This window comes from Nocardioides astragali (genome assembly GCF_024436375.1).
Taxonomy (GTDB): domain Bacteria; phylum Actinomycetota; class Actinomycetes; order Propionibacteriales; family Nocardioidaceae; genus Nocardioides; species Nocardioides astragali.
In genome coordinates this window covers 629,989-654,945 of the sequence record NZ_JAFMZM010000002.1, presented here as the reverse complement: position 1 = coordinate 654,945, position 24,957 = coordinate 629,989, and the positions used below count along the sequence as shown (strand labels likewise).

Annotated in this window: 22 protein-coding genes; 7 read left to right on the top strand and 15 right to left on the bottom strand. The window is 69.9% G+C overall.

Annotated elements, in window-relative coordinates; all coding sequences use genetic code 11:
* Positions 1-20: 20 nt before the first annotated feature.
* The 6 genes from J3P44_RS08025 to J3P44_RS08000 all read right to left on the bottom strand — a co-directional run bounded on the left by J3P44_RS08025 (position 21) and on the right by J3P44_RS08000 (position 6,744).
* Positions 21-1,181 (bottom strand): ABC transporter ATP-binding protein, encoded by a 1,161-nt coding sequence (locus tag J3P44_RS08025; protein ID WP_255889775.1) that lies wholly within the window; start codon positions 1,179-1,181, stop codon positions 21-23.
* Complete coding sequence (locus J3P44_RS08020; protein WP_255889774.1) at positions 1,178-2,179, bottom strand: ABC transporter ATP-binding protein; 1,002 nt, start codon at positions 2,177-2,179, stop codon at positions 1,178-1,180. Before J3P44_RS08020 ends, J3P44_RS08025 begins: the two co-directional genes overlap by 4 nt.
* 4 nt (positions 2,180-2,183) lie before the next feature.
* On the bottom strand, positions 2,184-3,170 hold the full coding sequence (locus J3P44_RS08015) for an ABC transporter permease (RefSeq protein ID WP_255889773.1): 987 nt from the start codon (positions 3,168-3,170) through the stop codon (positions 2,184-2,186).
* Positions 3,171-3,176: 6 nt separating this feature from the next.
* Positions 3,177-4,187, bottom strand: a complete 1,011-nt coding sequence (locus J3P44_RS08010) for an ABC transporter permease (RefSeq protein WP_255889772.1) — start codon at positions 4,185-4,187, stop codon at positions 3,177-3,179.
* 90 nt (positions 4,188-4,277) lie between these two features.
* The gene (locus tag J3P44_RS08005) at positions 4,278-5,960 is read right to left on the bottom strand and encodes an ABC transporter substrate-binding protein (RefSeq protein ID WP_255889771.1); all 1,683 of its coding nucleotides are present in this window, start codon (positions 5,958-5,960) and stop codon (positions 4,278-4,280) included.
* A gap of 94 nt (positions 5,961-6,054) precedes the next feature.
* A complete protein-coding gene (locus tag J3P44_RS08000) occupies positions 6,055-6,744 on the bottom strand; it encodes an HAD family hydrolase (protein ID WP_255889770.1) in 690 nt (229 codons plus the stop codon).
* 142 nt (positions 6,745-6,886) lie between these two features.
* On the opposite strand from J3P44_RS08000, the gene J3P44_RS07995 reads away from it, so the two are divergent.
* Positions 6,887-8,308 (top strand): GntP family permease, encoded by a 1,422-nt coding sequence (locus J3P44_RS07995; protein WP_255889769.1) that lies wholly within the window; start codon positions 6,887-6,889, stop codon positions 8,306-8,308.
* A 25-nt stretch (positions 8,309-8,333) separates the two neighbouring features.
* On the opposite strand, the gene metH is transcribed toward J3P44_RS07995, so the two are convergent.
* Complete coding sequence (metH, locus tag J3P44_RS07990; protein ID WP_372496527.1) at positions 8,334-12,062, bottom strand: methionine synthase; 3,729 nt, start codon at positions 12,060-12,062, stop codon at positions 8,334-8,336.
* 237 nt (positions 12,063-12,299) lie between these two features.
* On the opposite strand from metH, the gene J3P44_RS07985 reads away from it, so the two are divergent.
* The gene (locus tag J3P44_RS07985) at positions 12,300-13,145 is read left to right on the top strand and encodes a PAC2 family protein (RefSeq protein WP_255889767.1); all 846 of its coding nucleotides are present in this window, start codon (positions 12,300-12,302) and stop codon (positions 13,143-13,145) included.
* 27 nt (positions 13,146-13,172) lie between these two features.
* Here the strand turns inward: J3P44_RS07985 and mshC are convergent, their stop codons facing one another.
* The 4 genes from mshC to J3P44_RS07965 are packed head-to-tail and all read right to left on the bottom strand — an operon-like array spanning position 13,173 to position 16,542.
* A complete protein-coding gene (mshC, locus tag J3P44_RS07980; RefSeq protein WP_255889766.1) occupies positions 13,173-14,411 on the bottom strand; it encodes a cysteine--1-D-myo-inosityl 2-amino-2-deoxy-alpha-D-glucopyranoside ligase in 1,239 nt (412 codons plus the stop codon).
* Between the two features lie 32 nt (positions 14,412-14,443).
* Complete coding sequence (locus J3P44_RS07975; protein ID WP_255889765.1) at positions 14,444-15,226, bottom strand: SCO1664 family protein; 783 nt, start codon at positions 15,224-15,226, stop codon at positions 14,444-14,446.
* Positions 15,216-15,800 carry a DUF3090 domain-containing protein gene (locus J3P44_RS07970; protein ID WP_255889764.1) on the bottom strand — a complete coding sequence of 195 codons (585 nt, stop codon included), beginning with the start codon at positions 15,798-15,800 and terminating at the stop codon, positions 15,216-15,218. The genes J3P44_RS07975 and J3P44_RS07970 overlap by 11 nt, the downstream gene beginning before the upstream one ends.
* A 10-nt stretch (positions 15,801-15,810) precedes the next feature.
* Positions 15,811-16,542, bottom strand: a complete 732-nt coding sequence (locus tag J3P44_RS07965; protein WP_255889763.1) for a histidine phosphatase family protein — start codon at positions 16,540-16,542, stop codon at positions 15,811-15,813.
* Positions 16,543-16,585: 43 nt separating this feature from the next.
* Between J3P44_RS07965 and corA the strand changes: the two genes are divergently transcribed.
* Both corA and J3P44_RS07955 read left to right on the top strand, forming a co-directional pair.
* A complete protein-coding gene (gene corA / locus J3P44_RS07960; RefSeq protein ID WP_255889762.1) occupies positions 16,586-17,566 on the top strand; it encodes a magnesium/cobalt transporter CorA in 981 nt (326 codons plus the stop codon).
* Positions 17,557-18,807 (top strand): MFS transporter, encoded by a 1,251-nt coding sequence (locus tag J3P44_RS07955; protein ID WP_255889761.1) that lies wholly within the window; start codon positions 17,557-17,559, stop codon positions 18,805-18,807. Before corA ends, J3P44_RS07955 begins: the two co-directional genes overlap by 10 nt.
* On the opposite strand, the gene J3P44_RS07950 is transcribed toward J3P44_RS07955, so the two are convergent.
* Positions 18,773-19,594, bottom strand: a complete 822-nt coding sequence (locus tag J3P44_RS07950) for an undecaprenyl-diphosphate phosphatase (protein WP_255889760.1) — start codon at positions 19,592-19,594, stop codon at positions 18,773-18,775. The two genes, J3P44_RS07955 and J3P44_RS07950, sit on opposite strands and share 35 nt — an antisense overlap.
* A gap of 67 nt (positions 19,595-19,661) precedes the next feature.
* Between J3P44_RS07950 and J3P44_RS07945 the strand changes: the two genes are divergently transcribed.
* Both J3P44_RS07945 and J3P44_RS07940 read left to right on the top strand, forming a co-directional pair.
* Positions 19,662-20,609, top strand: coding sequence for an aldo/keto reductase (locus J3P44_RS07945; protein ID WP_255889759.1), 948 nt, complete (start codon positions 19,662-19,664; stop codon positions 20,607-20,609).
* A gap of 54 nt (positions 20,610-20,663) precedes the next feature.
* Positions 20,664-20,891: a DUF5703 family protein gene (locus tag J3P44_RS07940; RefSeq protein ID WP_255889758.1), complete on the top strand. Its 228-nt coding sequence runs from the start codon at positions 20,664-20,666 to the stop codon at positions 20,889-20,891.
* Positions 20,892-20,898: 7 nt separating this feature from the next.
* Here the strand turns inward: J3P44_RS07940 and J3P44_RS07935 are convergent, their stop codons facing one another.
* A complete protein-coding gene (locus J3P44_RS07935) occupies positions 20,899-21,312 on the bottom strand; it encodes an MmcQ/YjbR family DNA-binding protein (protein ID WP_255889757.1) in 414 nt (137 codons plus the stop codon).
* The gene (rpe, locus tag J3P44_RS07930; RefSeq protein WP_255889756.1) at positions 21,309-21,971 is read right to left on the bottom strand and encodes a ribulose-phosphate 3-epimerase; all 663 of its coding nucleotides are present in this window, start codon (positions 21,969-21,971) and stop codon (positions 21,309-21,311) included. Before rpe ends, J3P44_RS07935 begins: the two co-directional genes overlap by 4 nt.
* Positions 21,972-22,168: 197 nt before the next feature.
* Between rpe and J3P44_RS07925 the strand changes: the two genes are divergently transcribed.
* Positions 22,169-23,434, top strand: a complete 1,266-nt coding sequence (locus tag J3P44_RS07925) for a hypothetical protein (RefSeq protein WP_255889755.1) — start codon at positions 22,169-22,171, stop codon at positions 23,432-23,434.
* A 193-nt stretch (positions 23,435-23,627) separates the two neighbouring features.
* Here J3P44_RS07925 and J3P44_RS07920 read toward each other — a convergent pair whose 3' ends face one another.
* A complete protein-coding gene (locus tag J3P44_RS07920) occupies positions 23,628-24,890 on the bottom strand; it encodes a hypothetical protein (RefSeq protein WP_255889754.1) in 1,263 nt (420 codons plus the stop codon).
* Between the last annotated feature and the right edge of the window lie 67 nt (positions 24,891-24,957).

Genomic DNA, 24,957 nt, shown 5'->3' with positions numbered 1-24,957 from the left:
CGACGCGGCCGCCAGCTCGGTCAGGGGGTGATGTAGGCGTCCGGCGGCGTGACGGGGCCGGCGGGGCCGCCCCCGGTGAAGCCTTCCGCGACCAGCTCCGGGGCCACCTCGTGCCGCTCCAGCCGACCGGCGGCGATCTCCTCCGCGAAATGGCAGGCGACGCGGTGGTGCGCCGTGGCTCCTGCCACCTCGACGACCCGGAGCTCCGGTCGCTCGGTGTCGCACCGCGTCTCCTGACGCCACGGGCAGCGCGTGTGGAACCGGCAGCCCGACGGTGGGTTGGCCGGCGAGGGCAGGTCGCCGGAGAGGAGGATCTGCTCGCGCGAGTCCTCGACCTGCGGGTCGGGCACGGGAACGGCCGACATGAGTGCCCGGGTGTAGGGGTGGAGCGGCACGTCGTACAGCTCCGCCGCGTCGGACTCCTCCACCAGGCCGCCGAGGTACATCACCCCGATCCGGTCGCTGATGTGGCGCACCACGGCGAGGTCGTGGGCGACCACGAGGTAGGTCAGGCCGAGCTCGTTCTGCAGGTCCTGCAGCAGGTTGATGACCTGCGCCTGGATCGACACGTCCAGGGCGCTCACCGGCTCGTCGGCGACGATGAGGTCGGGGTTGACCGACAGCGCCCGGGCGATCCCGACCCGCTGGCGCTGACCGCCCGAGAACTCGTGCGGGTACTTGCTGAGTGCCGCGACAGGCAGGCCGACGGCCGACATCAGCTCGCGCAGCCGCGCCTGCGTCCTGGCCTTGTCGGTGTCGAGACCGTGGGCGTGCAGTCCCTCCACCAGCAGCGACTCCACGGTCTGGCGGGGGTCCAGGCTGGAGAGCGGGTCCTGGAAGACCATCTGGAAGCGCTTGCGCTCCTTGCGCAGCGCCTCCCCCTTCAGTGAGGCGATGTCGACGCCGTCGAAGACGACCGAGCCGGCCGTAGGCGGCTCGAGGTTGAGGATGGCCTTGCCGAGGGTGGACTTGCCGCAGCCTGACTCGCCGACCAGTCCGTAGGTCTCGCCGCGCCGGATGCTCAGGTCGACTCCGTCGACCGCACGGACGTGGCCGACGGTCCGGTCGAAGATCAGGCCGCTCTTGATCGGGAAGTGCACCTCGAGGCCGGTCACCTGGACCAGCACGTCGGAAGAGGCGTCCGGCGCCTGACGCGCCGTGGTGCTCACCGTCTCGCTCACCGTGGTCCTCCCATCGGGTTGAAGCAGCGGTAGCCGACGACCTGGTCGCCGTCCCACCCGGGCTGCTCCTGCGTGCACACGTCCAGGACATTGGGACAGCGCGGCGCGAAGGCACAGGCGGAGTCCCACGGCAGGTTGTCGGCCACGGAGCCCGGCACCGGCGAGAGCTTCTCGCCGCGAGGGGCGTCGAGACGTGGGATCGAGTTCAGCAGGCCCACCGTGTAGGGGTGGCGCGGCCGCTGGAACAGGCCGTGCCGCCCACCGCGCTCGACGATCTTGCCGCCGTAGAGCACGTTGACCTCGTCGCACAGTCCGGCCACGACCCCGAGGTCGTGCGTGATCATCACCAGCGCGGTGCCGGTGTCCACGACCAGCTCCTTGAGCAGGGCGAGGATCTGCGCCTGGATCGTCACGTCGAGGGCAGTGGTCGGCTCGTCGGCGATCAGCAGCCGCGGGTTGCACGCCAGCGCCATCGCGATGAGAGCCCGCTGGCGCATGCCGCCGCTCAGCTGGTGGGGGTAGTTGATGAGCCGGGCCCTCGGGTCGGGGATGCCGACGCGCTCGAGCAGCTCGGCCGCCTTCGGTGTCGCGTCCTTGCGGCTCAGCCCCTGGTGCCGCTCCATGACCTCGGTGACCTGGCGGCCGATCGTGACGACCGGGTTCAACGACGACAGCGGGTCCTGGAAGATCATCGCGATGTCCGCGCCCCGCCGGTCGCGCATGGCCGACGGCGACAGCGACAGCAGGTCCTCGCCGTCGAAGATCGCCGTGCCCTCCACCCTGTTTCCCCGTTTGGGCAGCAGGCCCATGATCGCGAGCGACGTCACCGACTTGCCGCAGCCGGACTCGCCGACCAGGCCGACGGTCTGCCCGGGCCGCACGTCGAAGCTCACGCCGTCGACGGCGCGGAACGCCTTCTCGCCGTGGCGCTGGAAGGTGACGCGCAGGTCGCGGACGGCCAGCAGGGGCTCGGCCGAACCCATCGGGTGGTGGGTCATCGGGTCACCTCCGCGACTTCGGGTCGAGGGCCTCGCGAAGCGACTCCCCCATGAGGGTGAAGCCCAGCGCCACGACGATGATGCAGCCCGCCGGGTAGAACGCGAGGTGCGGCGCCTCGGAGATGTACCTCTGCGCCAGGCCGAGCATCTGCCCCCACTCGGGTTGTCGCTGGTCGGGATTGCCCAGCCCCAGGAACGACAGCGCGGCGGCGTCGATGATCGCGACCGCCAGCGACAGGGTCGCCTGGACGATGACGGGCCCGAGCGCGTTGGGCAGCATGTGACGGAAGACGATCGCACGGGGCTTCACCCCCAGCGAGCGTGCGGCGAGGACGTGGTCGCTCGAGCGCTGGGCCAGCATCGAGCCCCGGAGCAGCCGGGCGAAGATCGGCACCTGGACCACGGCGATCGCCACGATCAGCGTCCACTGGCTCGGGCTCCGGGCGAGCGAGGCGATGGTGAAGGCGAGGAGCAGCGACGGGATTGACAGCATCACGTCGACGACGCGCATGACGAGCGAGTCGACCCAGCCACCCATCGCTCCCGCGAGGGTGCCGAGGACGAGCCCGCCCAGAAGCCCGAACAGCGTGGCGAAGACGCCCACGATGAGGGTCTGCCTGCTGCCGACGAGCAGTCGGGACAGCAGGTCCCGGCCCCGGTCGTCAGCTCCGAGCGGATGCCCCGGCTCCGGTCCGGGAACCGGGTTCGACTGCGGCCGCACCTGGTCGAGCAGCGGACGGGCGGTCGGGTCCCAGGGGGCGAGCCACGGCGAGACGAGCGCCAGCACGACGAACACGACTGTGATGGCGAGGCCGATCAGGAAGACCGGGTTGCGGCGCAGGCGGAGCCACGCGCTGCGGATCAGCGAGACGCCGGGCTGGTCGTCGACCGTGCCGGCCGTCGCCAGGGCATCGATCCGGGCCCGGCGTCGCTGGCCGTACGACGGACGGCGGGGGGACTCGTCGGTGGTGCCGGACGCGCGGTCGGTCATCTCGCCTCACCTCGTCCTGATCCGCGGGTCGATGACCGCGTAGGCGATGTCGACCAGGAGGTTCACCAGCACGTAGATCACGGCCGCGGCGAGGATGAGGACCTGCAGCACGGGATAGTCCTTCTCCCGGAAGGCGGTGGCGAGCGCGTCGCCGACCCCGCGATAGGAGAAGACGGTCTCGGTCAGCACGGCTCCGGCCAGCAGCCCGCCGACCTGGAGCCCCACGGTCGTGACCACCGGCAGCATCGCGTTGCGGAGGACGTGGCGACCCCTGATGACCTGGGCGGTCAGGCCCTTGGCCTCAGCGGTGCGGACGTAGTCCTCGTCGAGCACGTCGAGGACGGAGGCGCGGGTGATCCGGAAGATCACCGCGAAGGGGATCGTTGCCAGCGCCACCGCCGGCAGGATGAGGTGCTTGACCGCATCCCAGGCGGCATCCCACTCGCGGGTGAGGACGCCGTCGAGGACGAACATGCCCGTCACCCGAGTGGCGTCAAGGCCGGTGGTCTGGCGACCGGAGACCGGCAGCAGGTTCCACTCGACGGCGAAGAAGTACTTGAGGAGGAAGGCGGTGAAGAACACCGGCACCGCGACGCCCACCAGCGAGAAGATCACTGCAGTGGTGTCCGTGACCGACCCCTGGCGGCGCGCCGCCAGGTAGCCGAGCGGGATCCCGAGCGTGATCGCGAGGAACAACGCCAAGAGGGACAGCTCGATCGTCGCCGGCAGCCGGGACAGGAAGACGTCGAGGGCGTCCTCGCCGGGGAGCACCTTGGTCGAAACGCCGAAGTTGCCCTGGATCGCGCGCTCCATGAACTTGAGGTACTGCACCGGCAGCGGCTGGTCGAGGCCCAACGCGGCCTCCAGCGCGGCCCGACGCTGCGGGGTCTGCCGCTCCCCGAGGATCGCCGACACCGGGCCGCCGGGCAGCGAGCGCAACCACACGAACACGAGCATCGAGAGCACGACGACGACCATGCACATCTGGAGCAGCCGTCGTACGACAAAGCGAAGCATGGATCTCCTCCCACGCCTGCGCGGGCCGGGGGCCGTCGGGTGACGACGACCCCCGGACCTCACACAGATCGGTCAGTCAGCCGGTGGGAGTCACTCCCCTCCGACGGTGACCGTGTCGAACTCCTCGGCCGTCAGCGGGCTGGGGATCACGCCGTCCACACCGGGACCGACCACGAGGGCGGGCGGCGAGTGGCTGATCGGCAGACCGGGCAGGTACTCCTCCATGATCTGCGCGTTGATCTCCTCGAACGCGGCGGCGCGCTCGTCGTCGTCGACGATCGCGTCGGCCGCCTGGAGGTCGTCTGCCAGCTGCTTGCCCCACGGCATGACGTCGGTGCCGAAGTCGTTGTCCTTCAGGTTGCCGAAGAACGTGCCGATGAAGTTGTAGGCCGCGTCGTAGTCACCGGTCCATCCCAGGATGTAGGCGTCGTACTTGCCCGGCTCGCCCGACACGTTGTCGAGGTAGCCACCGTTCCAGGAGGCCGTCGCCACCTTGACCTTGATGCCGACCGCCTCGAGGTCGGTGCGCAGCGCCTCATAGATCTTCTCCGGGTCCGGCATGTAGGGGCGGCTGACCTCGGTCGGGTAGGCGAACTCGAGCGTCATGCCTTCCGCGCCGGCCTCGGCGAGAAGCCGCTTGGCCTCGTCGGGGTCGTAGGGGAAGGGCTCCAGGCTGGTGTTGTAGCCGCTGACCGTGTCGGGCATGAACTGCGTCGCCACCGCCGCACCCTCGGGCAGCTGGGTCTGGACCAGTTGGTCGCGGTTGAGGGCGTGGTAGATCGCCTGTCGGACCTTCAGGTCCTTCAGCTGCGGGTTGGCCTCCGGGTTGAGGCCGAGGTAGAGGATGTTGAACGGGTCGCGCACCTCGACGCTGTTGCCCTCGTCCTCCAAGCCGGCCCAGTCGACCGGGTTGGGCAGGTCGTAGCCGTTGATGCTGCCGGCTTCGAGCTCCTGGCGGCGGGTGCTCTCGTCGGGGATGACCCGGAAGACGAGCTCGCTGGTCTTGGCCGCCTCGCCCCAGTAGTCGTCGTTGCGCTCGAGGGTGATCTCGCCGTTGGCCTCGTCGTACGCCCCGAAGACGAACGGGCCGGTGCCGACCGGGTTGTCGGCGTACTCCGGGAAGCTGAAGCCCTCGCCCTCGGCCGCGATGCCGTTGGCGTCACCATCCTCCATCGCCTTGGGAGACTGCATGGACAGCGACTCCAGCGTCAGCATCGTGGGGAACCCCGAGGTGGGTCTGCTGATGGAGACGACGGCCTCGAACTCGTCGGTGGCCTCGCAGCTCTGGTAGAGCGAGTTCTCAGGATCGTCGGCGTAGGCACCCATCACGTAGCCCCAGTACTCCCCGGCGGTCCGGCCGGCCTCGTTCTGGTCGAACATCCGCTCGAAGTTGTAGCAGACGGCCTCGGCGTCGAACGGCTCGCCGTCGTGGAAGGTCACGTCGTCGCGGAGGGTGAACGTCCACTCGGTGCCTTCGTCGTTGGGGGTCCACTCGGTGGCGAGCTCAGGCACCACCTCGGCGCTGCCGGGCTCGATGCCGAGCAATCCTTCGAACATCTGACGGGTGATGCGGAACGTCTCCCCGTCGGTGGCGTAGTAGGGGTCGAACATTTCGGGGGCGCCGGCGGCACCGAAGATGAAGGTGCCGGCGTCCTCGCTGCCGCCGCCCTCCCCGCCGCCGTCGTCGTCGCGCTGGCTGTCGGCGCAACCCGCCAGCGCGGCGGCTGCGAGGACTGCCGTGGTCCATGTCGCAACAGTGCGTTTCGGAGACATCCGAGGTCCTTCCGTCCGGTATGCGATCAAGCTCGTCCCAGCACAGTAAGCCCGAGAGCGTGAGCCGGACCACACCGACATGGTCACGGTCGGGTCACGTGTTGCGCGCGTCCCTCACTTCTCCCGTGGCCCCGGTCACCAGCCGCGTCAGCCCTGCGGCGTCCATTCCACTGAGCGATTCGGCGAAGACGCGCCGCTCGCCCTCGAGGATCGGCACGTGGTGGGGCACGCACAGCACCGTGCACCCAGCAGCGACCGCTGAGGTGGCACCGGTGTTGGAGTCCTCGATCGCCACGCAGTCCTTCGCGGCGAGGCCGAGCTCCGCGGCAGCCGTGAGATAGGGCTCGGGGTGCGGCTTGCCCAGCTCGACCCGGTCGCCGGTCACCACCACCGAGAACGTGTCGGCGGGCAGCCGCGCCAGGATCGGCGCGACGAACCGCTGCCACGACATCGTCACCAGCGCGCAGGGCACCCCCTGCGCGTGGAGGTCGGTCAGCAGCTCCCGGGCGCCGGGTCGCCACGGCACGTCGACCTCGACCCGCGCCACCACTCCGTCGAGGAGCTCGTCGACGATCTGCTGCGGCGTGCGGTCGATGCCCATGTGGACGCGGATGTAGTCACCCGACGCCAGCAGGGCGTTGCCCACCAGGTTCATCGCGTGCTCGTGCGACCAGGTGCCCCCGTACTTCTCCGCCATGGCGTACTCGGTCTCGATCCAGTACGGCTCGGTGTCGACGAGGGTGCCGTCCATGTCCCACAGGACGGCCGCGGGCAGGGTTGTCACGCTCGCCGGAAGAGTCACTCGCCGACCCTATCGACCGGCGGGTCCGGGTCGTCCCACCGCCCACGACTCGGCACCGCCACTGGCCAAGCCGGACCTCGCACCGGTAGACAAAGGGCCAAATCTCGGCCCCGAAGGAGTTCCCATGGTCGCCCTCCACACCGCCATCGCGATCGTTCTGGTGATCGCGCTGATCATCAAGGTGCGCGTGGACCCGGTGATCTCACTGATCCTCGGGTCGCTCTACCTCGGCCTCGCCGCCGGGGTGGGCTTCGCCGGGACGGTCGAGGCGATCACGGTCGGCTTCGGCGGGATCATGGCCGAGGTCGGCCTCCTCATCGGCTTCGGTGTGCTGATCGGGTCGTTGCTGCACTCCACCGGCGCGTTCCGGCGGCTGGTGGGGCTCCTCGTCCAGAGCGTCGGTGCCGGCCGGCTGCCGTACGCCCTCACGTCGGTGCTCGCCGTCGTGATGCCCTCGATCTACGTCGACGTGCAGGTCGTGCTCGCAGCCCCGGTGGCCCGCTCGGCGTCACCGTTCATCGGCAAGATCGGCCTCCCCGTGCTGGCCTCCGCCCTGGGCTGCGGCATCTTCGCCGGCTACGTCTTCGTCATCCCGGGACTCGCCGCGATCTCGATCGCCGGCCTCCTCGACATCCGGCTCGGCGACTGGCTCCTCTACGGCGTGGTCATCGGACTGGCGACCGCACTCGTGTCGACGCTGCTGATGCGCCTGCTGTTCCACGCCGGTGGCTTCTGGGACCCCGAGACCGACGAGGAGGTCGACGAGGCGATGGCCGAGCAGGAGGCAGCCGACGCGGCCTACCTCGCCGGCGAGACCGACAGCGCGGAGGAGGCGCTCCACCGGAGCGAGAGCGACGCCAGCCGCGCCGAGGCGGAGAGCGGCGTACGACGCCTGCCGCTGATGGTCCTGATGCTGCCGATCCTCGTGCCGCTCCTGCTGATCGCGTTCGGCGCGTTCGCCGAGCTGGGCGGCTGGTCCACCAGCTTCATCGCGTTCCTGGGCGACGCCAACATGGCGCTCTTCATCGGGCTGCTCGGTGCCTACCTCCTGTCCCGGGCATCGGCCGGCAGCGAGCGCACCCATGAGGCGATGGAGGACGGCTTCCACACGTCGGGCGAGATCCTGCTCATCACGGGCGTGGGCGGCTCGCTCGGTGCCGTGATCGAGGCGACCGGCCTCGACGGCGTCCTCGGCGACCTGTTCCAGGCCGACGAGGGTGCCCCCGTGATCCTGAGCATCCTGCTGGCCTGGTTCATCGCCGCGGTGCTCCACCTGGCCATCGGGTCCGTGTCGGTCGCGGCGATCACCGCTGCGGGCATCATCGCGCCGATCCTCGACTCGCTGACGGTCTCCCCCATCGTGATCGGTCTCGCGATCGCGTCGGGCGCCATGTTCGCGCTGCAGGTCAACAGCAACTTCTTCTGGATGTTCAAGGCGCTGCTGGGGCTCTCGACCAAGGGCACGCTCAAGACCCTGACCCTCGTCACCTCGGTGGCCTCGCTGGTGTCGCTGCCGTTGGTGATGCTGGCGGCGGTGATCGCCTGACCCCAGCCGGGGGCCAGGCCTGGGATCAGTCCTCGGGGTCGTAGCCGAGGTTGGGCGAGAGCCACCGCTCGGCCTCGGCGAGGGTCCAGCCCTTGCGCTCGGCGTAGTCGGCGACCTGGTCCCGGGCCAGCCGGCCCACCACGAAGTACTGGGACTGCGGGTGGGAGTAGTAGAACCCGCTGACCGAGGCACCCGGCCACATCGCCATCGACTCGGTGAGCTCGATGCCGGTGTGCTTCTCGACGTCGAGGAGCTCCCAGAGGGTGAGCTTCTCGGTGTGCTCCGGGCAGGCGGGATAGCCGGGGGCCGGACGGATGCCGTCGTACTGCTCCTTGATCAGGCCCACGTTGTCGAGCTGCTCGTCGGGCGCGTAGCCCCACAGCTCCTTGCGGACCCGCTCGTGCAGCCGCTCCGCGAACGCCTCGGCCAGCCGGTCGCCCAGCGACTCGAGGAGGATCGCGTTGTAGTCGTCGAGGTCCTCGCGGAAGGCTCGTACGCGCTCGCTGAGGCCGTCACCGGCCGTCACCGCGAAGGCGCCGACGTAGTCGCGGAGCCCGGTGTCCTTGGGGGCCACGAAGTCGGCGAGCGTCCGATTGGGCACGCCCTCGCGGTGCTGGCCCTGCTGGCGCAGGTGGTGGAGCGTGGCGTGCACCTCGCTGCGGTCCTCGCCGAGGTAGAGCTCGACGTCGTCGCCGATCGAGTTGGCGGGGAAGAAGCCGACGATGCCATGGGCGCGGATCCACTTCTCCTCGATGACCTGGTCGAGCATCGCCTGGGCGTCGTCGTAGAGCTTGCGCGCGGCGGGGCCGGAGCTGGGGTTGTTGAGGATGTCGGGGAAGGCACCCTTCATCTCCCAGGCGTTGAAGAACGGCTGCCAGTCGATGTACTTGCGCAGGGTCGCGAGGTCGTAGTCACGCAGCACCCGGACGTGCTGGGTGACGGGGGTGCCCACGATGGTGGACACCGCGTGGTCCTGCTGGAGCAGCAGGTGCGGCTTCGGCGGGCGGTAGTCGGTCCAGTCGATCGGGGTCGCGTTGGCGCGGGCCTCCTCGAGCGAGACCATCGGGCGGTCGTGCTTGGTGGCGTGGCGGGCCCGCAGCGCGTCGAAGTCGGTCTTCACGTCGGCCAGCAGCTTCTCGCGCTGCTTCGGGTCGAGCAGCGCCGCCGCGGTGGGGACCGAGCGGGAGGCGTCCTTGACCCAGACCACCGGGCCGTCGTACTTCGGGTCGACCTTGACCGCGGTGTGGGCGCGCGAGGTCGTCGCACCCCCGATGAGCAGGGGGATCGTCAGCCCCTGGCGCTGCATCTCCGACGCGAAGCCGACCATCTCGTCCAGCGAGGGCGTGATCAGGCCGGAGAGGCCGATGATGTCGGCACCGACCTCGGTCGCGGCGTCGAGGATCTTCTGGGCAGGGACCATCACGCCGAGGTCGATGACCTCGTAGTTGTTGCACTGCAGCACCACACCGACGATGTTCTTGCCGATGTCGTGGACGTCGCCCTTGACCGTGGCCATGACGATGGTCCCGTTGGTGTCCTTGGCCGTGGCGAGCTCGGGGTTGTCGAGCTTCTCCTGCTCGATGAACGGGATCAGGTAGGCGACGGCCTTCTTCATGACCCGGGCGCTCTTCACGACCTGCGGCAGGAACATCTTCCCGGCACCGAACAGGTCGCCGACGACGTTCATGCCATCCATCAACGGGCCCTCGATGACCTCGATCGGACGGCCGCCCCGGTCGGCGATCTCCTGGCGCAGGATCTCGGTGTCGGCCTCCACGTGGGCGTCGATGCCCTTCACGAGGGCGTGGGTGATCCGCTCCCCGATGGGCAGCGCGCGCCACTCGTCCTCGGCCTGCTCCACCGCGTCGGCCGCGACGTTGTAGCGCTCGGCGATCTCGAGGAGCCGCTCGGCGGCGTCGGGACGGCGGTTGAGCACCACGTCCTCGATCCGCTCGCGGAGGTCGGCGTCGACCTCGTCGTAGACGACGAGGGCGCCGGCGTTGACGATGCCCATGTCGAGGCCCGCCCGGATCGCGTGGAAGAGGAAGACGGCGTGGATGGCCTCGCGGACCGGGTTGTTGCCGCGGAAGGAGAAGGACACGTTGGAGATGCCGCCGCTGACCTTCGCGCCGGGCAGGTTCTGCTTGATCCAGCGGGTGGCCTCGATGAAGTCCTCGCCGTAGGTGGCGTGCTCCTCGATGCCTGTGGCCACCGCGAAGACGTTGGGGTCGAAGATGATGTCCTCGGGCGGGAAGCCGACCTCGTCGACGAGGATGCGGTAGGCCCGCTCGCAGATCGCCTTGCGCCGCTCGAGGTTGTCGGCCTGGCCGTCCTCGTCGAAGGCCATGACCACGACGGCAGCGCCGTACTTGCGGCACAGGCGGGCGTGCTCGCGGAAGGCCTCCTCGCCCTCCTTCATCGAGATCGAGTTGACGATCGGCTTGCCCTGGACGCACTTGAGGCCGGCCTCGATGACCTCCCACTTGGAGGAGTCGACCATCACGGGCACCCGGCTGATGTCGGGCTCCGCGGCGATCAGCTTGAGGAAGCGGTCCATCGCGGCGACGCCGTCGATCATGCCCTCGTCCATGTTGACGTCGAGGACCTGCGCGCCGGACTCGACCTGCTGGGCCGCGACGCTCAGGGCGGTGTCGTAGTCGCCGTCCTTGATGAGCTTGCGGAACCGGGCGGAGCCGGTGATGTTGGTGCGCTCGCCGACGTTGACGAACAGGCTCTCCTCGGTGATCGTCAACGGCTCGAGGCCGGACAGGCGCATCACCGGCTGGTGCTCGCCGCGCTCCCGGCGGGTCTTGCCCTCGACGGCGGAGGCAATCGCGGCGATGTGCTCGGGCGTGGTGCCGCAACACCCGCCGACGAGGTTGAGGAAGCCGGCGTCGGCGAACTCGGCCAGGACCGCGGCCGTCTGGTCGGGGGTCTCGTCGTACTCGCCGAAGGCGTTGGGCAGGCCGGCGTTGGGGTAGACCGAGACGAACGAGTCGGCGAGCCGCGACAGCTCGGCGACGTAGGGGCGCATGTCGCGCGCACCCAGCGCGCAGTTGAGGCCCACCGCCAGCGGACGAGCGTGGCGGATGGAGTCCCAGAAGGCCTCGGTGACCTGGCCGGACAGCGTGCGTCCGGAGGCGTCGGTGATCGTGCCCGAGACGATCACCGGCCAGCGACGTCCCTGCTCCTCGAAGAGCGTCTCGACGGCGAAGATCGCGGCCTTGGCGTTGAGGGTGTCGAAGATCGTCTCGATCATCAGCAGGTCGGCGCCGCCGTCGACCAGGCCGCGGGCAGCGACGAGGTAGGCGTCGGCCAGCTGGTCGAAGGAGACGTTGCGGGCGCCGGGATCGTTGACGTCGGGAGAGATCGACGCGGTGCGGGTCGTCGGCCCGAGCGCGCCGGCCACCCACCGGGGGCGGTCGTCGGTGGCCACGGCGTCGGCGGCCGCGCGCGCCAGCCGAGCGGACTCGTAGTTGAGCTCGTAGGCCAGGTCCTCGAGGCCGTAGTCGGCCAGCGAGACCGCGTTGGCATTGAAGGTGTTGGTCTCGATGACGTCGGCGCCGGCGTTGAGGTAGTCCTCGTGGATGGCGCGGATCAGCTGCGGCTGGGTGAGCGTGAGCAGGTCGTTGTTGCCGATCAGGTCGCTCGGGTGGTCGGCGAAGCGCTCACCGCGATAGCCGGCCTCGTCGGGCCGGTCCCGCTGGATGGCTGTGCCCATGGCTCCGTCCAGCACCATGATCCGCTCGCTCATGATCGACGTCAGGGCGTCGGTGGCGTCGGGACGGTGCTGCGGCTTCACAGGGCTCGGCCATCCTCTCGGGGTTGGGCCTCTGGGTGGCGTACGGCCGTGGGCAGCCGTGGGACCAGCCTAGGAACGCCGTCCGACAGGCGGACGGACTTCCCACATCGTGGCACCGCAGGTGCCGCCGACGAAATCACTGGGCCGAATCGCGGAGGTCCGCTGGGTCGGGCGCCCTAGGCTGACGGTGTGATCGAGTTCGACGACGTGCAGGACCTGGTATCCCCCGTGGTGATCGCTGCCTTCGAGGGATGGAACGACGCGGCCGACGCGGCCTCCGGTCTCGTCGACCACCTCATGGAGCAGTGGAAGGCCGAGGTCATCGGCGCCATCGACCCCGAGGAGTTCTACGACTTCCAGGTCAACCGGCCCGTCATCAGCACCGACCACAACGGCCACCGCCGCCTCACCTGGCCCACCACCCGGATCGCGGTCGCGCGCCCCGCCGAGCTCGACCGCGACGTGATCCTCGTCCGCGGCATCGAGCCCAGCATGAAGTGGCGGCAGTTCTGTGCCGAGCTCCTCGCGGCCTGTGACGACCTGGGCGCCGAGCTCGTCGTCACGCTGGGCGCACTGCTGGCCGACACCCCGCACACGCGCCCGATCCCGGTCTCCGGCACCGCCACCGAGCCCGAGCTCGTCGACCGGCTGGACGTCGAGCAGTCGACGTACGAAGGGCCGACGGGCATCGTGGGGGTCTTCAACGACGCGTGCAGCCAGCTCGACATCCCGGCCGTGTCCTACTGGGCCGCGGTCCCCCACTACGTCGCGCAGCCCCCCTGCCCCAAGGCCACCCTCGCGCTTCTCGGCCAGCTCGAGGAGCTGCTCCAGGCGCCGATGCCGCTGGGCGACCTGCCCGACGACTCCAAGGCCTGGGAGCGCGGCGTCGACGAGCTCGCGGCCGAGGACGAGGACGTGGCCGACTACGTCCGGGCACTGGAGGAGACCCGCGACACCGCTGACCTGCCCGAGGCCAGTGGTGAGGCGATCGCCCGGGAGTTCGAGCGCTACCTCAAGCGGCGCGACACGGACTGAGCCTGCCGGGCCGCCCCGACGCGTACGTCAGAGCGACAGGCCGAGCGCCGCGTCGAGGAGCCGGTGGATCGCCGTCGCCGCCTCGTGGTCGGAGGTGTCGGCCAGGCCGGTGGTGCCCAGGGTGGCCTCGACCCACTCCTGCACCACGCGGACGGCGGTGGGCGCGTCGAGGTCGTCGGCCAGCGCTGCGAGGACCTTCTCCACGACAGGCGCCGCGTCGGCGCCGTAGCCGAGCGCCAGGGCACGTCGCCAGTCGGCGAGGGTGTCCACGGCGTCCCAGAGCTGGTCGTCGGTCCACTCCCAGTCGCTGCGGTAGTGGTGGCGCAGCAGCACGAGCCGGATCGCCATCGGGTCGACCTCGCTCCTGCGCAGCGCGGACACGAAGACGAGGTTGCCCTTGGACTTCGACATCTTCTCGCCGTCGTAGGCCACCATCCCGGCGTGGGTGTAGGCCCGCGCGAACCGCGAACCGGGGTGGGCGACCTGCGCCTCGCCGGCCGACATCTCGTGGTGGGGGAAGGCGAGGTCGCTGCCCCCGCCCTGCACGTCGAAGGTCGTACCGAGGCGGTCGAGCGCGATGGCCGCGCACTCGATGTGCCAGCCGGGCCGTCCCGGACCCCACGGGCTGTCCCAGGCCGGCTCGCCGGGTCGCTCGGCACGCCAGAGGAGGCAGTCGAGCGGGTCCTTCTTCCCCTCGCGGTCGGGGTCGCCGCCGCGGTCGGCGAACACCTCGAGCATCGCCTCGCGGTCCAGACCGGACACCTCTCCGAACGCGTCGTCAGCGGTGACGGAGAAGTAGAGGTCGTCCTCGACCCGGTAGACCGCGCCGGCCCCCTCGAGGCGCTGGATCAGCTCGACGACCTGCGGGATCGACTCGACCGCGCCGACGTAGTGAGCGGGCGGCAGGACGCGCAGCGCCTCCATGTCGTCGCGGAAGAGCTGGGTCTCCCGCTCGGCGAGCTCCCTCCAGTCGACGTCGACCTTGGTCGCGCGCTCGAGCAGCGGGTCGTCCACGTCGGTGACGTTCTGGACGTAGGTGACGTCGTGCCCGGCGCTGAGCCAGGCGCGGTGGAGCAGGTCGAAGCCGACGTAGGTCGCGGCGTGCCCGATGTGGGTGGCGTCGTAGGGCGTGATGCCGCAGACGTACATGCGGGCCGGACCCTCCGGCCTGGTCTCCACCACGTCGCCGGTCGAGGTGTCATGCACCCGCACGGGCGGGCCCGTCACGGGCAGTCGGGGAACGTCGGGGGACGGCCAGGCACGCATGCCGCGCAGCCTATCCGCCGACCGGGAAGGGATCAGAAGGGCGGCCACGGGGTGACCGGGTAGGACGACGTGGCCGGCGGCGGGAAGGCGCCCCGGGCGAGCAGCCGGGAGATCCGACGAGCCGTGGTGGCGACCTCGTCCTCGGCGAGCAGCCCGGCGAGGGTGCGACCCAGCTCGCCGTCCACGGCGGACTCGAGCCGGCGCAGCCCTGTGCCCTCCTCATGGGTGAGCGGCTCCCCCACCCAGCCCCACAGGACCGTGCGGAGCTTGTTCTCCACGTGGAAGGTCAGTCCGTGGTCGACGCCGTGGCGGTGGCCGTCGACCATCGGCAGGACGTGTCCACCCTTGCGGTCGGCGTTGTTGACCACGACGTCGAACAACGCCATCCGGCGCAGCGCCGGTGAGTCCTCGTGCACGAGCGAGACCGGCTGGTCGTGGGCGTCGAGACCGTCGAAGACGTGCCGGAACCCGTCCGGCACCTCGCCCTCACCGACGATGTCGACCGGCGCCTGCTCCTCGTCCTCGTCGCGCCACAGCTGCACCATCCCCGGACCGTGCGGCCCGTCGCCCAGGCCCGTCGGCGGCACGATGTCCCAGCCCAGCGCCTCCGAGACGGCGTACGCCGCCACCTCGCGGGCCGCCAGCGTGCCGTCGGGGAAGTCCCAGAGGGGTCGCTCGCCCGCGATCGGCTTGTAGACCACGCGGACCCCGTCGATCTCTCCGACGAAGGTCGCGTTGGAGGCCGGGAGGATCCGGCCGTGGAGCGTCAGGTCCCCGGTCGGGAAGCCGTCCGGGAGGGTGTGGTCAGGGATCACGACGCCGGAAGCCGTTGGCCCGCACGCACAGGTGCCCGTCGGCGTCGATCGGCTCACCGCAGAAGGGGCAGTCGGGCCGTCCGGCCCCCACGACCGACCGCGAGCGCTCGACGAACGAGCGAGCCGCGGCCGCCGAGATGCGCACGAGGAAGATCTCCTCGGGCTCCGGCTCGAGCAGGTCCTCCAGGTCCTCCTGCAGCTGCTCGGGCGAGACGACCGCGGCCTCGGTGAAGGGGAAGACCTCGATCACGACGCGCTCGTCGCTGCCGTCCCACGACAAGGTCATGGTGCCGGCGCGGAACTCCTCCTCGATCGGCTGCTCCAGCGGCGCGGTGTCGACCATGTCACGCGGGGCGATCGCGGGGATCAGCACCTCGTCGCCGGCCGCGCCCATCAGCTCGTCGAGCAGCTCGTCGATGCGCTCGGCGAGCGCGGAGACCTGCTGCTTCTCCAGGGAGACGGTGACCAGCCGCGCGCCCTCGCGTGCCTGGAGGAAGAAGGTGCGCTGGCCGGGTTCGCCGACGGTGCCGGAGACGAAGCGCTCGGGCGGGTCGAAGCGGTGCACGACGGGCATGTCACTCACCCTAGGACGTGCCTGTCTGCGACTCCGCGGGGGTGTCTGGGCCCGCTCCCCCGCCGATCTCGGCGTCCGTACGACGACGTCGCCGGGCCTTCCTGGGCGGGGTCAGCCAGGAGAGGTCCCCCGCGTGGGTGTTGGTGCCGAGGACGAACGGACGCGTCTCGCTGTAGCGCACGATCGACACCGACGCCGGGTCGACGTGGATGCGCTGGAAGAGGTCGAGGTGGGTGCCCAGGGCGTCGGCGAGGATCGACTTGATCAGGTCGCCGTGGCTGACCGCGAGCCACACGGCGTCGTCGCCGTGCTCGTCGGCGACCCGCGCATCGTGGCGCCGGATCGCCGCCACCGCGCGGTCCTGCATCGCCCGCAACGACTCCCCGCCGGGGAACGTGGCCGCGGAGGGCTGGGACTGCACCGTCTTCCAGAGCTTCTCCTTGGCCAGCTCCCGCAGCGGCCGGCCCTGCCACTCGCCGTAGTCGCACTCGGAGAGCTGCTTCTCCGCGCGGGCGCGCAGCGGTCCGGCCTGGGGCCGGATGATCTCGCGGCACGTCTCGCGGCAGCGCTCGAGCGGACTCGTGATCGCGGCTGCGAGTCGTACGCTCGCCAGCCGCTCGCCGACGGCGGCGGACTGCTTGACGCCAGTGTCGTCGAGGTGCACCCCGGCCATGCGCCCGGCCAGCACGCCGGACACGTTGGCGGTGGAACGGCCGTGCCGGACCAGGATCACGGTTGCCATGTCGCGACCCTAGCGGGGGGCCGCCTGGGACTAGCCTGTGCCGGTGATCGTGGACAACGCCCTCTACCACCAAGGCAAGCGGGTGCCGCTCGGACCGGGCGACGACCAGAGCCTCGGGTCGGCGCGGGTGCCGTGCGACCCCGGTGACTTCCAGTGGATCGGCATCCACGACCCCAGTCCCGACGAGCTCGAGCTCATCGCGAGCACCTTCGACCTGCACCCCCTGGCCGTCGAGGACGCCGGCGACTCGCACCAGCGCCCCAAGCTCGAGCACTACGACGACACGCTGTTCCTCGTCCTCAAGACGCTCTGGTACGTCGACGAGGAGGACGCGGTCGAGACCGGCGAGATCAACATGTTCATCGGCAAGGACTTCGTGGTGACCGTCCGCCACGGTGAGGGCATCGACCTGGCCGCCTCGCGGCGCGACCTCGAGCAACGCGCCAAGGTGCTGGAGCACGGTCCGATGGGCGTGATGTACGCCATCTGTGACCGCGTCGTCGACGAGTACGAGCGGGTCGGCGCCGCGCTGGAGGTGGACGTCGACGAGGTGGAGGAGTCGGTGTTCTCCCCGGCCCGCACCGACGACTCCAACCGGATCTACGTCCTCAAGCGGGAGATCGCGGAGGTCCGTCGCGCCGTGATGCCGCTGCGCGAGCCGATGCGGAGGTTCGCCACGCCCACCGAGGGCCTGATCACCGCCGAGACCGCGACCTACTTCCGGGACGTGGCCGACCACCTCCAGCGCGTCTCGGAGGTCATCGACAACCTCGACGTGCTGCTGTCCACCGCCTTCGACGCCCACCTGGCCCGCGTCTCGGTCCAGCAGAACGAGGACATGCGCAAGATCTCGGCAGGCGCCGCGCTGGTCGTGGTGCCGACGTTGATCGCCGGGATCTACGGCATGAACTTCGACCACATGCCCGAGCTGGGATGGACGTACGGCTATCCGTTCTCCCTCCTGCTCATGGTCGGCATCGCCGGCGGGTTGTTCACCTGGTTCAAGAAGTCCGGGTGGCTGTGAGCCCACCGGCTCCCGCATTGTCCGCCTGGCGGGTGGTCTGGTGGTTCGGCTTCGTCAGCCTGGCCGCCGACATGGTCTACGAGGGCGCCCGGTCGGTCTACGGCCCGCTGCTGGCAGCCCTGGGCGCATCGGCCGTCGTCGTGGGGCTCGTCACGGGCGCCGGCGAGGCCGTGGCCCTCGTGCTGCGCCTGGCCTTCGGCCCGCTCGCGGACCGAACGGGCCGCTACTGGTCGCTGACGATCCTCGGCTACGGCCTGACCGCCGTCTGCGTGCCGTTGCTCGCACTGGCACCCCGCTTCGGCGCCGCCGGTCTGGCCTTCGCGGCCACCATGATCCTGCTCGAGCGACTCGGCAAGGCGGTGCGGTCGCCGTCGAAGTCGGCTCTCCTCGCGCACGTGGCCACGTCGGTGGGCCGCGGACGCGGTTTCGGGGTGCACAAGGCGCTCGACCAGGTCGGCGCCTTCTCAGGTCCGCTGCTGGTGGCCGGAGTCGTCGCCGTCGGCTCGCTCTGGATGGGCATGGCCGTGCTGGCCGTGCCGGGGGCGATCGCGATGGCGCTGCTGCTGACACTGCGCCGTCGGGTCCCGGACCCGGCCGTGTACGACGGCGGGCCGGCCGCGTCGACGGCAGTCCCTCCGGCCGTCGGGCGTCGCGGCTGGTGGGCCGAGGCCGTGGGCGCCGGACTCCCGCGCGACTTCTTCCGCTACGCGGTCGCGGCCTCGTTGACCACCGGTGGGCTGGTCACGTTCGGCATCATCGGCTACCACCTCACGGTGGAGGGGATCGTGCCCGTGGCTGCGGTGCCCCTCGTCTACGCCGCGGCGATGGCCGTCGAGGCGCTCGCGGCGCTGCTCGTCGGTTCGGCCTACGACAGGACCGGGACCCGGGTGCTGCTCGTCGTACCGGTGGTGGTCGCCCTGGTCCCGGCCCTGGCCCTGGGCTCGGCGCTGGCGGCCGTCCTGGTGGGGGTGGTGGCGTGGGGCTTCGCCCAAGGAGTGCAGGACTCCACGATCAAGGCCGTGGTCGCCGACCTCGTGGAGGCGCCGCGGCGGGCGACGGCGTTCGGCGTCTTCGCGGGGATCCAGGGGATCCTGGCCGTCGTCGGTGGCGTGACGGCGGGCTGGCTCTACGAGCGGTCCCTGGTGGCCCTCGTCGTGGTGGTGGCCCTCACCCAGGCGGTCGCGCTGGCACTGCTGGTCGACACGTTCAGGCGCTCAGGACCCCGGCTCCGAGCAGGATGAGCGTGCCGGCGCCGAGCAGGATCCGGTAGACCACGAAGGGCGTGTAGGAGCGCGTGCTGACGTAGCGCAGCAGCCAGGCGATGGCGGCGTACCCGACCACGAAGGAGACCACCGTCGCGGTGATCGTCGGGCCCCACCCGAAGTCGTTGTGGCCGTGCGGGATCTCCTTGAGCTCGAAGAGCCCGGCGCCCACGACCGCGGGGATCGCGAGCAGGAAGGCGAAGCGGGTGGCCGCTTCGCGCTCGAAGCCGAGGAAGCGGCCCATCGAGATCGTGGCACCCGACCGGGAGACGCCGGGGATGAGCGCGAGCGCCTGCGCGAGGCCCATCAGCACGGCGTCCTTCATGGTCAACCGGCCCAGCGGGCGGTCCGTGCGACCGATGCGGTCGGCGACGCCGAGGACGACGCCCATCACGATCAGCGTGGTGCCGATGATCCAGAGGTTGCGGAAGTCTTCCTCGATCACGTCCTTCAGCAGCACGCCGAGCACGACGATCGGCAGGGACCCGACGATGATGTACCACCCCATCCGGGAGTCGAGGGTGCCGCGGTACTCCGGCCGGAACAGCGAGCGCACCCAGGCGCTGCCGATGCGCCAGATGTCCTTGCGGAAGTAGATGAGCACGGCGAGCTCGGTGCCGATCTGGATCACGGCGGTGAACGCGGCGCCGGGATCGCCCCAGCCGAGGAGCTCGGGGAAGATCCGCAGGTGCGCGCTGCTCGAGATCGGCAGGAACTCGGTCAGCCCCTGGATGATCCCGAGGACGACGGCTTTGAGGAGATCCATCACAGGGCGTGAGCCTACGGGCGCGTCCCCGCTCGTCCGTCCCGCACCCGTGGCTACGCTCACCTGCATGCAGCAGCGTTCGCTCGGCGCCACCGGTCTCAAGGTCTCCCGGCTGGGGCTGGGCACCATGACCTGGGGCCGCGACACCGACGAGCACGAGGCGCGCGACCAGCTGATCGCGTTCGCGGAGGCCGGCGGCACGCTCGTGGACACCGCGGCCGGCTATGGCGACGGGGCCAGCGAGGAGCTGATCGGCACCCTGATCGGCGACGTCGTGGGTCGTGACGAGATCGTGCTCGCCACCAAGGCCGGGATCTCCCGTCGTACGGGCGAGCGGGTCACCAACACCTCGCGCGGCCACCTGCTGACCACGCTGGACGCCTCGCTGAAGCGGCTCGGAGTCGACCACGTGGACCTGTGGCAGGTGCACGTGTGGACCGACGAGACGCCGGTCGAGGAGACCCTGACGGCTCTCGACCTCGCCGTCTCGTCCGGCCGGGCCTCCTATGTCGGCATCTCCAACTACACCGGTTGGCAGACCGCCCAGGCCGCGACCTGGCAGCGGGCGGTGCCGAGCCGCACTCCCCTGGCCTCGACCCAGGTGGAGTACTCCCTGCTCAACCGCCACGTCGAGCACGAGGTCGTCCCGGCAGCCGAGGCGCTCGGCCTCGGGGTCCTCCCGTGGTCGCCGCTGGGCCGGGGCGTGCTGACCGGCAAGTACCGCACAGGTACGCCGTCGGACTCGCGCGCCGCGACCGAGCACTTCGCCCGCTTCGTGGGTGCCTACCTCGACGAGCGCGGCCGCGGCATCGTGGAGGCCGTGGCCCGTGCCGCCGACGGGCTCGGCTGGACACCGATGGAGGTGTCGCTGGTCTGGGTCCGCGACCGGCCGGGCGTCACCGCACCCATCGTGGGAGCGCGCACCGCCGCCCAGCTCGACGGCGCCCTCGGCATCGACGACCTCACCCTGCCCGCCGAGATCGTCGAGGCCCTCGACGACGTGTCGGCCGACTGACTCGATCCCGAGACGCACGAGCGCGAGAATGGACGAGACGAGGGAGGAGACCAGATGACCAGGATCCATCGCCGCCCGCCGGGTCGCGGAGTCGAGTGGGAGTTCGAGACCCTCGTGCTGCCGCCGGACTTCTCCCGCAACGTGGTCACCCGCATGCTCGTCGACCGCGCCGAGCACGGCGGCTGGGAGCTCGACCGGCTGCGCATCGGCCACGACGGCAAGCGCCGCGTCGTGCTGCGACGCAAGATCATCCGGCAGCGGCTGACCCTCTTCGCCGGCTGACGGCGTCCTACGCGTCGAGCTGCCGCGCCTCCAGCCACGCCCGGCCGCGGCGGGCCGAGGGCTGCGAGAGCCAGGCCTCCTCGACGATCTCGACCAGCTCGTCGCGCTCCATCTCACTCACCCGGGAGGCGCGGAGCAGGACCGACGGATGGCCGTCGAAGTGGGGGGTCGTGAAGAACGGCAGGCGCTCGTCCTGGAGCAGCGCCTGCTTGTCGCCCTCGGAGGCGACCCAGATGACGATGACGTCGTCGTAGCGCTCCCCCGTCTCGGGGTCGACGGCGTCGGGCCGGGGGGTCCGGAAGAACACGAACGACTTGCTTCCCACCTGGTAGACGGGATTGCTCTCGGGGCGGAACACGGTGACGTGGGGCATCGCGCGCGCGGTGGCGTGGATGTCGTCGACCGTCGCCCGCGCGCTCACGGCGCCGCGGCCTCGGCCTTCGCCCGGAGCTCGCGCACCATCGCGTCGGGGTCGTCCGCGGAGTAGACCGCCGACCCGGCGACGAACACGTCGGCGCCGGCCTCGGCGCACCGCTCGATGGTCTCCAGCGACACCCCACCGTCGACCTGGAGCCACGTCTCGACGCCGTGCTTGCGCATCAGCTCGCGGGCGGTGCGGATCTTGGGCAGGCACAGGTCGAGGAACTTCTGGCCGCCGAAGCCGGGCTCGACGGTCATGATCAGCACCATGTCGAGCTCGGGCAGGAGTGCCTCGTAGGGCTCGATCGGGGTGGCCGGCTTGAGCGCCATCGAGGCACGGGCTCCCTGTGCCCGGATCTCGCGGGCCAGGCGCACCGGGGCGGTGGCGGCCTCGGCGTGGAAGGTGACCGAGCCGCAGCCCGCCTCGGCGTAGGCCGGCGCCCAGCGATCGGCGTCCTCGATCATCAGGTGCACGTCGATGGGCTGGGAGGCGTGCTTGCTCAGCGCCTCGACCACCGGCAGCCCGAGGGTGAGGTTGGGGACGAAGTGGTTGTCCATCACATCGACGTGGACCCAGTCGGCGCTGGGGATCCGGGCGACCTCGTCGGCCAGGCGCGACAGGTCGGCGTTGAGGATGCTCGGCGTTATTTGGATACCCATCGCGCAAAGTGTATGGGTGCCCCGCTCCACGCTAGGTGCTGAAAGACCGTTGCGCTACGACTTTCCGCTCTGGCCGGCCCGCTTTCGATCCTCAGCTCGGCCAATGTCGTCGCTAGTGCCGCGACGTTGAGTGCCGCTCTTGGGGCTCGCGCCGCGTCAAGGCGAGATTGTCTGTCGACGGTGGCAGCATGCGGTCCATGCCGCGAAATCGCTCAGGCAAGAAGATGTCGCCTCGTAGAGATCGGGTGCGAACCAAGGAGACACTCAGCGAAGCGCCCGTGCGAGTCGCCTTGGCGACCTCGCCCCAACCCGACTTCGATCGCGCGCTCGAACACGACCTAGCCCTCGCCAAGTCGGCAATCCTTTACGCCGACGAGGTCGAGATGGTGGGTCTTGGCGTGAGCCTCTTGGAGAAGCTCCGCATGGAGGCGCATGGTGAGGCGGGGCTGTTCGGCATTCTGCGGTCGCTCGATGATGCGGCGCTGGCGTACGTCCAAGGACCGGAGGCGGCCAAGTTTCCCGAGGGGTGGCGGGAGCAATTCGACCGTTTCATGAAGACGGATATGGAGCGTCTGCGCCGTACTCAGCCTGCGAGGGCGGCACAGTTGGGAGCCATGCGCCAACAGATGGCGAGCCTCAGCGAGGGTATGAGGCCCTACGTGGACGAGATTCTCGAGGCCTCTGGCTCTACCGAACTTGCACACGCGGTCGAGGCGAAGGTCATCCGAATTGCTGACTTGGACATGGACTTGTCCACCCTGTTCCGACGACGAGAGGAGCGCTCCGCAGAGTCGGAAGAGCAGATCCAACTTTGGGTCGACACATTGGTGGCGCGGATGGCTGACCCGCGCGTCCGCCTGCTGTTCGACCAGGACAGCGCCGGCTTGGTTCAAGCCATGTTCGACGAAGGCAAGTTGGAGAGCAATCCGTCGGGGGTCAGGCTGGCGACTCAAGCCGCGCTCGGAGCTGGACTCGTGTCGCGGCTCCCAGCGTTTCCGCAGGCTCGTATGGATGAACTCCTCGACATGCGCAAGGAACTGGCATCGCCGCTGACCCTGTATCGGGGTGCAGTGGTGCGCTACTCGAGGCAACTTCCCACAGCGCTAGGCGACACGCTGACCTTCGAGATTCAGCAACTGTGGGAGAGCGACGTACAGCCAGCAATCGAAATCTTGAAAGACGAACTGGCCGATCATGGACTCGTTCGAGAAATGGCACGCTCGGTGAGCGCTCGCGATATCAGGATGTTTGCTTGGACCTCAGCGACCTCCATGGCGGTGGGGAGCGTCACTGACATAGGCGCGCTGGTAGCTACGGCCGTGGCTGCCGCCGGTCATGGCGTACCGCTCTTAGCCGACACCGCTCTCGATGCAATCCGAACGAAGCAGCAGGCCGATCGCGATGGCCAGCGCAAAGAGTTCTACTACCTCTGCGAGGCAAATCGGCGGCTCTCCACCTCCTGAGGGCCGTGCTCGATCCGCACGGATCGCGGCATGAGCGGACGCTTTGGTGAAGCCGTCGTCCGTCTTCTATCGAGGTCGCTGCTTGCTCTGCGCGGTCAGACCGCGGACGGGCCGCCGGGCCGTCCCGGGGAGAGGTACGGCCCGGCTGCTACCTAACCCGCTGCGGGGCACACAAGACGCGCCTATCGCTGGGTCAGATGCGCTTCTCGCATCCCCGAATCGTCTCGCCCTGGCACACGTCGCGCCCTTTGTTGCCCCACACGCTGTCGTTGCCAGGGCCGCCGATGAGGCGGTCATCGCCGTACATCCCGGTGAGGTAGTCGTTGCCAGGGCCGCCGTCGATCGTGGCCTCGTAGTCGGAGCACCGAGGCATGGTCAAAGACTCTGCGCCATAGCTCTTGAGCTTGTAGTCAACGTAGAGTTCGTCCCCGCCCTTCATTCCCTTGAGCGTCGTCCGGCACGCGGCGACCCTGATGATGTCGATGCGGTCGGTGCCGATGACGACGGCGCGCTTCGCGGCCACGGTGAGGCCATAGAAGCCGCGGACGCGGACCGACTCCTCGACGCCCGCCTTGGTGGCCGTCACCCGGGAACGGCTCAGGTCGGCGCGCACCCGGTCGTGGCTATGGAGGTCGAGCAGCAGTGTGTTGCGCCCGCCGTCGCCCTTGATCCGCGTCGCCTTTCCGCCCAGGCTGTTCGACTCATAGGAGTCGTAGCCGCCACCGAGCGCAATGTCGCGGTCATACGTCCTCGGCGCGTTGACCTTGACGCGCTCAATGCGGTCGGTTCCGCGGAAAGTGAACCGTCCATACTCGGCCGACGTAGTGAAACCGAGCCGAGCGAACCGGCCCGTCCAGGTGAGCGCCGTGTCGACCCCCGTCACCGTGCCGCTGGCGTCCATGGTGACGTCGCCGTTGGCGGATCGAACGCCCAAGGTGCCTCCCCTGCCAACGGACACCGCGCCCTGGGCGGTCTGGATGCCACTCCAACTGACTTCGCCGTTCCAGCCGAGGTCGATGATGTCGGCGTTCGGCTGGCCTGCCATGCCGGAGATGACGACGTCGTAACCGATAGAGCGGATGACGTCGGCCTCGCTGTCGGTGCCGTCGACGTTGCCCGCGTAGATCGTGGATCTGCTGCGCTCGGAGGGGATGAACGTGTCGGCCCCCGCCCCGAGGATGACGACGACGAAAGTGAAGGTGCCGGTGACGGAGTCGTAGCCGCTGCGCTCGCCGGTCGCGCACACGAGGTCATCGCCGCCGAGCGCGTCGACTCGCGTCGCGTCGTTCGTGACGATGACGTCCGCGCCCTCCGTTCCGGTGATCTCACTCCCGGGCGTCCCGACGATGGTCGCCGCCTGCCCCTGACATGTCTCGCCCGCTGCGGTGGCCGTGCTCACTGGCGCGAGCAGTGCCGCGCCTAGAAGCGCGACGGCGGTCAGACTGATGGTCCTCAATGATTTCCCTTTGATCGTTGACGAACCACTATGACTAGGCATCGGCCCAAAAGGTTGTTACGACCCG